Source organism: Pinirhizobacter sp. (assembly GCF_035317885.1).
Lineage (GTDB): Bacteria > Pseudomonadota > Gammaproteobacteria > Xanthomonadales > Rhodanobacteraceae > Pinirhizobacter.
Map to the genome: position 1 here is coordinate 1 of NZ_DATHFX010000103.1, position 11,258 is coordinate 11,258.

At 63.6% G+C, this 11,258-nt stretch carries 9 protein-coding genes and 2 tRNA genes; 4 read left to right on the top strand and 7 right to left on the bottom strand.

Translation table 11 applies throughout. From position 1 onward, the window contains the following. Positions 1-277: 277 nt before the first annotated feature. From VK519_RS03215 to VK519_RS03225, 3 genes are all read right to left on the bottom strand, one after another. Positions 278-1,171, bottom strand: coding sequence for a class I SAM-dependent methyltransferase (locus VK519_RS03215; protein WP_324347618.1), 894 nt, complete (start codon positions 1,169-1,171; stop codon positions 278-280). Positions 1,172-1,324: 153 nt separating this feature from the next. After that, a tRNA-Asn gene (locus VK519_RS03220) sits at positions 1,325-1,401 on the bottom strand. Positions 1,402-1,438: 37 nt separating this feature from the next. Next, on the bottom strand, positions 1,439-1,990 hold the full coding sequence (locus VK519_RS03225; protein ID WP_324347620.1) for a GspH/FimT family pseudopilin: 552 nt from the start codon (positions 1,988-1,990) through the stop codon (positions 1,439-1,441). 131 nt (positions 1,991-2,121) lie between these two features. Between VK519_RS03225 and uvrB the strand changes: the two genes are divergently transcribed. Both uvrB and VK519_RS03235 read left to right on the top strand, forming a co-directional pair. Next, complete coding sequence (gene uvrB / locus VK519_RS03230) at positions 2,122-4,146, top strand: excinuclease ABC subunit UvrB (protein ID WP_324347622.1); 2,025 nt, start codon at positions 2,122-2,124, stop codon at positions 4,144-4,146. Between the two features lie 57 nt (positions 4,147-4,203). Next, positions 4,204-4,278, top strand: a tRNA-Val gene (locus VK519_RS03235). A gap of 70 nt (positions 4,279-4,348) precedes the next feature. Here the strand turns inward: VK519_RS03235 and VK519_RS17825 are convergent. The 4 genes from VK519_RS17825 to ligD form a co-directional block, all read right to left on the bottom strand. Further along, positions 4,349-4,648, bottom strand: coding sequence for a BrnA antitoxin family protein (locus VK519_RS17825; protein WP_414692686.1), 300 nt, complete (start codon positions 4,646-4,648; stop codon positions 4,349-4,351). Continuing rightward, positions 4,614-4,901 carry a BrnT family toxin gene (locus VK519_RS03240; protein WP_324347624.1) on the bottom strand — a complete coding sequence of 96 codons (288 nt, stop codon included), beginning with the start codon at positions 4,899-4,901 and terminating at the stop codon, positions 4,614-4,616. Before VK519_RS03240 ends, VK519_RS17825 begins: the two co-directional genes overlap by 35 nt. 72 nt (positions 4,902-4,973) lie before the next feature. Further along, on the bottom strand, positions 4,974-5,882 hold the full coding sequence (locus VK519_RS03245; RefSeq protein ID WP_324347626.1) for a hypothetical protein: 909 nt from the start codon (positions 5,880-5,882) through the stop codon (positions 4,974-4,976). Between the two features lie 88 nt (positions 5,883-5,970). Next, positions 5,971-8,538, bottom strand: coding sequence for a DNA ligase D (gene ligD, locus VK519_RS03250; RefSeq protein ID WP_324347628.1), 2,568 nt, complete (start codon positions 8,536-8,538; stop codon positions 5,971-5,973). A gap of 111 nt (positions 8,539-8,649) precedes the next feature. On the opposite strand from ligD, the gene VK519_RS03255 reads away from it, so the two are divergent. Both VK519_RS03255 and recC read left to right on the top strand, forming a co-directional pair. Next, entirely contained in the window at positions 8,650-9,093 is a 444-nt protein-coding gene (locus VK519_RS03255; protein ID WP_324347630.1) for a CopD family protein, read from the top strand. Positions 9,094-9,164: 71 nt separating this feature from the next. Next, positions 9,165-11,258: exodeoxyribonuclease V subunit gamma (gene recC, locus VK519_RS03260; protein WP_324347632.1), on the top strand; the 2,094-nt coding region annotated here is incomplete at its 3' end.

Here is an 11,258-nt window from a genome sequence, read left to right on the forward strand (position 1 = left end):
CGTGATCGGGTTGACCGCACCCCTGCTTTGGCAGGGACTCAAGGCGTGGATCAGCCTGGGTTGACGCTTCCGCGGGGATCGCGGATTGCCGGTGGAAATCCTCGATGTAACCCTTGGCCGTGCCCTTCCGAACGAAGACGCCACGATCAACGCCGATGCATGCAAGGCGGCGAAGGCTTGCTACATCGTGCCGGCTGGAACTTCCGTCCTGGTTGGAAAGTAGTTTCGGCAGTAAAAGAAAAGGGCGTGCATCGCTGCACGCCGTATCGGCAGCCAGCTAGGAAACGCGCAGGACCCAGCGCACGCCCCGGGTCATTAGCTCCTGCTCGGTATAGCCGAGCTGGAGCGCCTTCTGCATGAAAGGATGACTGGTGTGGCTAGGATCGACGACTCCCCACCAATGCTCGGGAAGGGTCTTGCTTACCACCGTGAAGCGCCCCCGTGACTCTCCATCGGCGAGAATCTGCTGGAAGTAGGCGTAGCGGCGTTTATTGATGCCATCGGTGAAGCTGGCGACCTCGTATTCCTCGGCGCCGGCGGCACGCATCCTGGCGACGAATTCGACTTCCGAATACACCAGATGTCCCCAGGGTTCAGGTACGTAATTCAAGAAGTGAGAGCCGGTGTCGGCGGTCCAGATCGGATCGAACTGGATGTAAAGGTAGCCGCCTTGTTTCACACACCTCAGCAGCTCATTGAGGGCGGCACCCGGATCCGGGATGTGCTCGAAGGTATTGATCGAGACGCCGATATCGGCCACGTTATCCCGGAGGATGAGATCCATCGCACTGGACGTGATGAAGTCGATTCGTTCCGCGTGGAATGGGAAGCCATGCCGACGATGTTCAGCGGCGACGTGAGCTGCAAAGGTGCCCTCGCGCAATGCCGTGTACTTGAAGATATCGGTTGCCAGCACGCGGCCGAAATGGTCGCTGAGTAGCCCGGAATGCATTCCCACGCCAGCGCCGATCTCGAGTACGACCAACTTCGACGCGTCCGCAGACGACGCAATCCCCATGTATGGAAAGTGTTCCACCAGAACGCGCACATCTTCGTCATGCTGAGCGAAGTACTCGTCCGGGAAATCGTTGATTGGCGGCGCGTTAAGCACGACGTTGTCGGCATTTTCGAGTGTCACGACCTGATGCTCCCTGACAAGTGCAGCGGTCATGATACCGGGACCGTTGCGATATCCTGTTTGGTGATTTACGGTTGGCGAGGGAATGCGGGCACCACGCAGCCGTACTTCATCCACGATCCCACTGGCGATTTTTCATAAGCCCAAAAATAAAGGCCTCGCATCTCTGCAAGGCCTTGAAATCTCTGGCGCCCGAAGTTGGACTCGAACCAACGACCCCCTGATTAACAGTCAAGTGCTCTAACCAGCTGAGCTATTCGGGCGGGGAGTCGCGTATTTTGGGTTGGACGCCGAAGGCTGTCAAGAACCGGCGGCGGGCACTTGGGCGCAGGCCTGGGCATGGGCGGTGTGGTTTGCCTGCTGCCGCGCGCGGCCACTGGTGGCCAGCACCACCGCCTGCGCGCTGTCGGGCTTGCCCACCGTGCAGAACACGACGGTGAGATTGTGCCCACGGGACGTACCGTCCGGATAGAACCGGCTGTAGGGGCGCGTGCCCAGGCCGCGGACGGAAGGATTCCCCGTGCCCTGTTCCACCCAGATGGGTGTGCCAAGCCGCCGGGCATCACGATGCGGGTCGGGGGCCACGAACCAGCCCTCGTGCCAGCTTGCGGCGCGGTCGCAGGCGATTCCATGCTTACCCGGGCATACGATGATCGGAATTCCCCGCATGACGGCTTCCGAGCGTGCCAGGGCGAACGCGGCAAGAAGGGCATCGGTCTGGCTGCGTACCCGCGTGCGTTGAATCAGGGTAGCCAGGCTCGGCGTCGCCACGATGGCCAGGATGGCCATCGTGGCGAGCGTGGCCAGCAGTTCCACGAGCGTGACGGCCTTGGTGCGGGACGGAATCCACATGGACGCCATCGTGGGCCCGGGTCCGGCCCGACCGCCATCGGTACAGGCTGCCCCTGGGCGTACCCGCGGCTCTACACGCCTCCTAGGCGCCTGGCGTTTAAGATGTAGGGCCGCGTCCCCATCTGGCTACGATGACCGACCGCTTCCAGCTTGTCTCGCCCTACCAACCGTCGGGCGACCAGCCCGATGCCATCCGCCGCCTCACCGAGGGTTTCGATGCCGGCCTTGCCGGCCAGACCCTGCTGGGCGTGACCGGTTCCGGCAAGACCTTCACCATCGCCAATCTCATCCAGAACGTGCAGAAGCCCACCCTGGTGCTGGCACCGAACAAGACCCTGGCCGCGCAGTTGTACGGGGAATTCCGCGAATTCTTCCCGCATAACTCCGTGCAGTATTTCGTCAGCTACTACGACTACTACCAGCCCGAAGCCTATGTGGTGGCGTCCGATACCTTCATCGAGAAGGATTCGAGCATCAACGACCACATCGAACAGATGCGCCTGGCGGCGACCAAGGCACTGCTCTCGCGCGACGACGCGCTGATCGTGGCCACGGTATCGGCCATCTACGGCCTGGGCGATCCGGACGATTACCTGAAGCTGCGCCTGATCATCGCCAAGGGCGACCATGTCGACCAACGCGCGCTGATCCGCCAGCTCACCGAATTGCAGTACGCGCGCAACGAGATGGATTTCCGGCGCGGCACGTATCGCGTGCGCGGCGAGATTGTCGATGTATTCCCGGCCGAATCGGACTCCGAAGCCTTGCGCATCGAGCTGTTCGACGGCGACGTGGAGCGATTGTCGATCTTCGATCCACTCACCGGCGAGGTACTGCGGCAGGTGCCGCGCTACACGGTGTACCCGAAGACGCATTACGCCAGCACCCGGCAGAGCGTGTTGAACGCCATCGAGACGATCAAGGACGAATTGAAGGACCGCCTGGAATTCCTCTATCGGGAAAACAAGCTGGTGGAAGCCCAGCGCCTGGAGCAGCGCACGCGCTTTGACCTGGAGATGATGACCGAGGTGGGTTTCTGCCAGGGCATCGAGAATTATTCCCGCCACATGACCCGCCGTGCCCCGGGCGAGCCTCCGCCGACCCTGTTCGATTACCTGCCGGCCGATGCGCTGCTGGTAGTGGACGAGTCCCACGTCACCATCCCGCAGCTGGGCGCCATGTACAAGGGCGACCGCTCGCGCAAGGAAACCCTGGTGGAATTCGGTTTCCGCCTGCCTTCGGCGATGGACAACCGGCCGCTGAAATTCGACGAATGGGAGCGCCGCGCGCCGCGGGCGATCTACGTCTCGGCCACACCCGCATCCTACGAAATGCAGCATTCGGGCGACGCCGTGGTGGAACTGGTGGTGCGTCCGACGGGGTTGATCGACCCAGAAGTGGAAATCCGCCCGGTGCGCACGCAGGTGGACGACCTGCTTGGCGAGATCAAGAAGGTGGTGGCCATGGGCGACCGCGTGCTGGTGACCACGCTCACCAAGCGCATGTCCGAGAACCTCACCGATTACCTGGGCGAGCACGACGTCAAGGTGCGCTACCTGCATTCGGACATCGAGACAGTGGAGCGCACGGAGATCATCCGCGATCTTCGATTGGGGAAATTCGATGTGCTGGTGGGCATCAATCTGCTTCGCGAGGGCCTGGACATGCCCGAGGTGGCGCTGGTGGCGATCCTGGACGCCGACAAGGAAGGCTTCCTGCGCTCGACCGGTTCCTTGATCCAGACCATCGGCCGGGCCGCCCGCAACGTGCGGGGCAGGGCGATCCTCTACGCCGACAAGGTCACCCGTTCGATGCAGGCGGCTATCGACGAGACATCCCGCCGCCGGGAGAAGCAGGTCGAGTACAACGCCGAGCACGGCATCACCCCCACCACCATCGTCCGTCGCATCGCCGACATCATGGAAGGCGCCCGCGGCGACTTCGGTACCCGTGGCCGGAAGAGGAACGCCGGCGACGTGAAGATCGGCGAGCAACGGGCCGATGATTACAGCAGGCTGTCGCCGACTCAGGCCGCCGCCATGATCAAGAAGCTCGAGACGAAGATGTACAAGCACGCCCAGAACCTGGAATTCGAGGAGGCGGCACGGGTGCGTGACGACATCGGCAGGCTTCGGGACCAGGCCCTCCTGGGCTAGCCTTCGGGCCCCCGCTTGCACCCCCGCCCGGCCCATTGCTACAATTTCGGGCTCGACGGGCGGTTAGCTCAGCGGTAGAGCACTACCTTGACATGGTAGGGGTCACAAGTTCGATCCTTGTACCGCCCACCACTTTTCCTTGAAGGGAAAGGTGGAAATTGAATAAAAAAGACCGGCAACGGTCTTTTTTTGTGCCCGCGATTTAGCTGCGATGGCCAGGAGTTGGATGTTCGACGAGGTACGTCTGCAAGGCGTCGTCGATCCTCGATTGCCAGCCACGTCCCGTTGCCTTGAAGGCATCAATTACATTGGGCGAGAGTCTAATGGACGTCGGAATCTTGGTCGGTGTCTTCTGCGGTCCTCTCACGCGCATACCGAGTTTTTCCTGCACGTGCAGGGGGAGGACATCCGCGGCAGGGGCGAACGTTGCCAACTCCGCGTGGGTCAGATCTTCCCTGAGTTCCCCGTCACGTGTGGTGAGCGGGCGATCGCCACGTTTCATAGGTTTTTACCTCACGCGCATTGGCTTTTCGAAAACTGATCACGCGAATGCCTGATGTTGTCGTCTTGAACACCACGACGAATACACGCTCGCGAATCGTTGACAGGGCGATGTAGCGAATTTCGCCGTAGTCATTCCGGTCGTCGACTTTGACAAGGGCGGCGTCGAAATCCATCAGCCTGACGAGATCGAACGACAAGCCACGAACGGCTACGTTCCTCGCATCCTTGCGGGGGTCGTACGAAATCTCCATAGCTCAAGTATGGAGTGGGATTACCCATCCGTCAAGCTAATTGTATGTACAAATAACTTACTTGGGCTCTGCCTATTTCGACGTCCGAGGCGCGGCCAGTGCTGAGGCAATCTTCTGCCGGACGATCTCAGGCTCGTTGTCCTGTATCACCGTCACCACCTTCCCGTGGTCAAGCACGTAGAACGTCGGGATCGTCCAGTGGGTGATCATCGTCCATTCCGATTCGCGGTAGACCAGTGTCATCGGTGTTGCCGGGTGCGTGGCGTTCCACTTCAGGAAAGCCGGTGCGTCCAGGGCGGGAGTGGGGGTGGCGACAAGGGTGATCTTGCCGCTCAGGGCGGTGCTGAGTTTCGGATCGGCCTCAATCGCGCTGATCGCCGCCGTGGTGGCGGCATCGCTCGGGCCGCCAATGATTACCATGCTCATGCCTTTGCCCAGGCTCACGTGCTGGCGGATGAGGGTTTTTCCGTCGGGCGAGAAGGCAAGTTCCGTGGGACCGCTCTTGCGCAGGTCCGACGACTCCACCAGGTGGGGCAAGACATCGAGCTTCGCGCTGCGATGGCGGCGGGCGAGGGTGGTTGCCTCGGGGAAGCGGCGGGTGATCACCAGTGCACCGTACATCGACTGGTACACCGCATCGGTATCGAGCTTTCGCCGCTGCAGTTCGGAGAGGTCCAGCTGCATGTCGCGCAGGTACGCGTTGTCGCGCACGGTGGTGGCCATGAAGCCGGCGGCATCGTAAAGCGAGGCCAGGTCCGCCGGTGTGGCCGTGGCGGTGTGTCCGACATTCTGCTGGGGTGCGATGGTGGCGGCGTAGAGCCTGCGCAATTGCTCGTTGCGCGCGTGGATCGGCCCTGGCGCGGCGGCGGCCTGCTGCAACCGGGAATAAGCGGTGGCGAGGCTACCATCGGCAGCCATCACTGGGGGCGCGATGAGCATCAGCGCCAGGGCGCCCCACAACGTACGACAGCCACCCCGCATCGCAACTCTCCACTGGTCAGTGCCCGCCTAGCCTGAGGGAAAGCCTCGCCCTGGGCAAACGGGGCAAGAAAAAGCGGTAAGCCCGCGATCAGCTTCCGAGCTTGCCGTGGACGTCGTCGAGATTCTGCCTGAGCTTGTCGATGCCGGCCCAGGGGTCGTTCTTCAACCGGGACAGGCGGGCGGGTGTGGTGTGAATGTCGAAGTCGTGGCCGGATTTGAGCTTGCTCAGTTCCTCCCAGCGCAGGGGGACCGCCACCGGCGCGCCGCCGCGCGCGCGAAGGGAATAAGAGGCCACGGCCGTGGCGCCGCGACCATTGCGCAGATAGTCCAGGTAGATCAGGCCTTTTCGCGAGCGCTTGCTTGCCACGGCAATGAACTCCAATGGATGCATCTGCGCCATGACATCGGCGAATCCATGGGCGAAGGATTTGACCACGTCCCACGTGCATCCGGGATTCAACGGCACAACCACGTGCAGGCCCTTGCCGCCGGTGGTGCGCACGAAGGATTCAAGTCCCGCCTGCTGCAGTAGCTTGCGTATGGTGCGGGCGCCGGCAACCACGCGCTTCCATTCCACCCCGTCACCGGGATCAAGGTCGAAAACGATGCGCGTGGCACGGTCGGGGTCCTTGACCGTGGATCCCCACGGATGGAATTCCAGCGCGTTGAACTGCACCAGCTCGATCACGCTGTCAGCGCCGTCGGGATACAGGTATTCCCCGGTGCCGCCGCTTTCCTCCTTGAGCTTGGCCACGCCCACATGATGCAGCCCGGCCATCATGTGCTTCTGGAAGAAACAGGCCTTGGCGGTGCCGGAAGGGCAGCGGATCACCGATGTCGGCCGTTCGATCACACCGGGCAGGAACCAGTCCATCACTGCGCGGTAGTAATCCACCACATCCTGCTTGGTGATGCCGTCGTCGGGGAAGACCACACGGTCGGGGTGGGTGATCCGGATGTCGGCGGCTTTGCGGCGCGACGATGCTGGTTTTCCCGTGCGCGTGGCTTTGGTCGACGTGACCTTGGTCGCCTGGGCCGATCGGGTAGCCGACGCCTTCTTCGGCGCCGCCCGGTCGCTGTTCTTCAGGTCCTTCGTGCTTTTGTCCATGCGAAGCCCCTTCAGGCTGGGTTGCCGCAACAGGTTCTTGTTGCCGATGCCGCGGTAGTACACCTCGGCCACGGCGGTGGGCGGCACCCACAAGGCGCCGCGCAACAGTGGATCGATGGCATCGATGGTGACGGTCGGTTTGGGCACGCCTTCCTTCGCCAGCGTCTTCGCCAACTGTTTCAACTGGGCATCGGAGAACCCCGTGCCCACGCGGCCCACATACGTCCAGCCTTTCTTGCCATCGGGTCTTGCCAGCAGCAGCGAGCCGAAGCCGGTGCGACTGCCCTTGGGTGGTGTGTATCCCACCACCGCGAATTCGTCCGCTTCCAGCCGCTTCACCTTCAGCCAGTCGTTGCCGCGACCGGACCGGTAGCCGCCGTCCACCCGCTTGCTGATGATGCCTTCGAGCTTCTGCTCCATGGCCATGGCGAACACCTCGTCGCCGTTGCCGATGGTGTGGGTGCTGAAGGAAAGGTGCTTGGGTGCGTGCGCGATGAGTTTCTGAAGGATTTCCTTGCGCTCCACCAATGCTGTCTTTGACAGGTCCAGGCCCTCGAAATAGGGAAGGTCGAACAGCATGTACACCAGCGGTGCCTGGGCTTCGCCGGAAAGGGTTTTTTGCAGTGCATTGAAGTCGCTGCGGCTATCGACCAGCGCGATCAGCTCGCCGTCGAGGCGGGCGGAATCCAGGCCCAGCGCCTGCACCGCGGCGGCGATGTCGGGCAATCGCTCGTTCCAGTGCAGCCCGTTGCGCGAATACAGGGTGACCTGGCCGCCCACCACCGTGGTGAGGATCCGGTAGCCATCCCATTTGACTTCGTGCAGCCACTGCTCGCCCTGCGGTGGCGCCTCGCCAAGCGTGGCAAGCTCGGGCTTGAAGAAGGCGGCCGACGGCCGGGCCTTGCGTGCGCCATCGAGGGCCGCCGCCTTCCTGATCAAGGGTGCGCGCGGCGCGGCGCGGGTCTTCGGTGCCTGCTTGCGCGCGGCTTTTACCGATACCTTCTTCTTCGAAGCGAAGCGTGTGCTGGCAGCCATCTTTGCATCCAGTAGGTCGTCTGCTTCGACGTCGCCGGCATAGGCGTCTTTTTCCTTGATCAGGAACCACGCCGGCTGGCGCTCCTGCTTGCCGCTGCGAACCAGGTGCCAGCTGCCCTTCAGGCGCTCGCCGAACAGTTCGAAATGAAGATGTCCCTTGCGCAGTTGCGCTTCGGCATCGCCGGTGGTGGACCAGACGCCGCGGTCAAAGGTGTCCACGTGTCCTTTGCCGTAGCCTTCCTCGATGTCGCCCTCGAAATCGGCGTAGGCCACGGGGTGGTCCTCGACCTCCACGGCCAGGCGCTTCACCGCCGGGTCGTAGCTGGGGCCCTTGGGGACCGCCCAGCTCTTCAGGGCATTGCCCACCTGCAGGCGGAAATCGAAATGACGGCGGCTGGCGTGGTGCAACTGCACCACGAAGATCGACCGGGAGCCTGCCGGTACCGCGCTCTCGGCCGTGGGTTCGCGCGTACTGGCGAAGTTCCGCTTGCGTCGGTAGTCGTGGAGGCTCATGGGCCCGATATTCCGCCCTGGCGGTGAATGCGGCGTCGTCGCTCCCGGTGTGCCCGGTGGCCGGGCTATCATGGTCGACGCTGCACCCCGGCAGCGCAGGCGACGCATTCCATGACCTACTTCGTGATCAAGTCGTTGCACATTCTTTTCGTCGTGGCCTGGATGGCCGCGGTGTTCTACCTGCCCAGGATCCTGGTGAACGTGGCCGAGACGGCTGGGGAACCTGCCGTGCACGCCCGGCTGCTGCTGATGGGGCGCCGCCTGTACAAGTTCGGCCACATGATGTTCGGCTTTGCATTCATCTTCGGCCTCACCCTGTGGCTGGGCCACCTGGTGACCCCCATCCTGCCGCAGGTGGTCACCGGCCACTGGCTCGACGCCAAGCTCGCCGGCGTGGTGATCCTGCTGGGGTATTTCATCTGGACCGGAAAACTGTTGAAGCGCGTCGAGGCTGGCGGCGCGCTGCCGCCTTCGCGCAGCCTGCGCCTGTTCAACGAGCTGCCGGTGCTGGTGCTGTTTGCCATCATCCTGCTGGTGTTGGCCAAGCCTTTCTAACGCCAGGTCGCGGACGGTGAGACGCCTTAGGGCAACCATGTGACTTCACCCGGGCAGCGGAGGCAAAGGGATTGAACCTGCGGACCACCGAGATCGTGCCCGGCTTCATGGTGCTGCACGGCAATCGCCTGGAAGAACTGCGCGACGTGCTCTCCGCGTGGCTGCAGCGAGAGCCGCTTGGGCCGCTGGAAGACGAAACCGTGCTGGTGCAGAGCAACGGCATCGCGCAGTGGTTCAAGATGGCACTGGCGCGCGACCGGGCCGATGGGGGCTTAAGCATCAGTGCCGCAGTGAATGTGCAGCTGCCGGGGCGGTTCCTGTGGGCAGCCTATCGCGCGGTGCTTGGGCCGGGCGCCGTGCCGGCGGAGTCACCCTTCGACGAATCCCGCCTTTCCTGGCGCCTGCTGCGCCTGTTGCCGGCCCAGCTCGAGCGCGAGGCCTTTGCGCCGCTCCGCCGTTACCTGGGCGATGACGATGACACCAGCAAGCGCTACCAGCTGGCCCGCCGGCTCGCCGATCTCTTCGACCAATACCAGGTGTATCGCGCCAGCTGGCTCGACGACTGGGCCGCCGGGCGCGACATCCTTCGCGACGACCTGCGTGGCACCGAGCGGGCGCTCCCCGATGGCCAGCAGTGGCAGGCGGAGCTTTGGCGGGCGGTACTGGCCGACGTGGATGCGTCGCAACGCGATGGCCACCGCGCTGCCGTGCATGCGCGCTTCATGCAGGCGGCGATGGCGCCTGGCGCGCAATTCCCGCGGTTGCCACGGCGGATCGTGGTATTCGGCATGTCTTCGCTGCCTCAGCAGACACTCGAGGCGCTGGCCGCGCTAAGCGGGCACTGCCAGGTATTGCTGGTGGTGATGAACCCATGCCGGCACTACTGGGCGGATATCGTGGAAGACCGCGAGCTATTGCGTGCCGCGCAACGGCGCCAGGCGGCCAAGCCGGGAGCACCGGAAGCTCCCGAGCTTGAGGATATGCACCTGCATGCCAATCCGTTGCTGGCGGCCTGGGGCAAGCAGGGGCGCGACTACATCCGCATGCTCGACGCCTTCGACCAGGTGGAAAGCTACCGTGCGCATTTCACCGCGTGGGAGCAGCGGGTCGATCTTTTTACCGACCCTGGCCGCGACCATCTGCTGGCGTCGGTGCAGCAGGCGATCTTCAACCTCGATCCATTGCCGTCTCCCAGCGCAAAGCATGAATTGCGTACGGATGACGACTCGATCATTTTCCATGTGGCGCACGGCCCACTGCGGGAAGTGGAGATACTGCACGATGCGCTGCTTGCGCGTTTTGCCGCCGCGGCAGCGAGCGGTGCCCCGCTGCAGCCGCGCGATGTGATCGTGATGGTGCCGGACATCGGCACCTATGCGCCGTACATCGAAGCGGTCTTCGGGCGCATCGACGGTGACGATCCGCGTTTTATCCCGTTCACCGTTGCCGACCGCCAGGCGCGTGGCAACGTACCGCTGGTGATGGCGCTCGAGCATCTGCTGGGGCTCGACCAGTCGCGCTTCGCGGTCAGCGAACTGCTCGACCTCATCGATGTCCCCGCCGTGCGCCGCCGCTTCGGCCTTGCCGACGACGACCTGCCCACGCTGCGTCGCTGGATCGAAGGCGCGGGTGTGCGCTGGGGCCTGCATGGCGGCCAGCGAGCCTGGATCGGTTTGCCGCCGCTGGAACAGAACAGTTGGCGCTTCGGCCTGCGGCGCATGCTGTTGGGCTATGCCGTGGGTGAGGGCGAGCCGCTGGACGGCATCGAACCTTACGACGAAGTCGCAGGGCTCGATGCCGCGTTGGTCGGTCCGCTGGCCGACCTTTTGGCGGCCCTGGAAGAGGCGTGGCTGTTCCTTCGCGAGCCGGCGACGCCGGCTGAGTGGGGCGTGCGCCTGCGCCGCCTCCTGCAGCTTTTCTTCGACCGATCCGATGCCGCGGACACTACGCGCCTGGAACGGCTGGGGGAGATTCTCGAGCAATGGGAAGACGCCTGCGCCGAGGCCGCCGTCGACGAACCGTTGCCCGTGGCGATCGTGGCCGACGCGTGGCTGGAAGGCTTCGATCGGGGCGAGCTGTCGCAGCGTTTCATGGGCGGTGCGGTGAGTTTCGGCACGCTGATGCCGATGCGCGCCATTCCGTTCCGCGTGGTGTGCCTGCTCGGC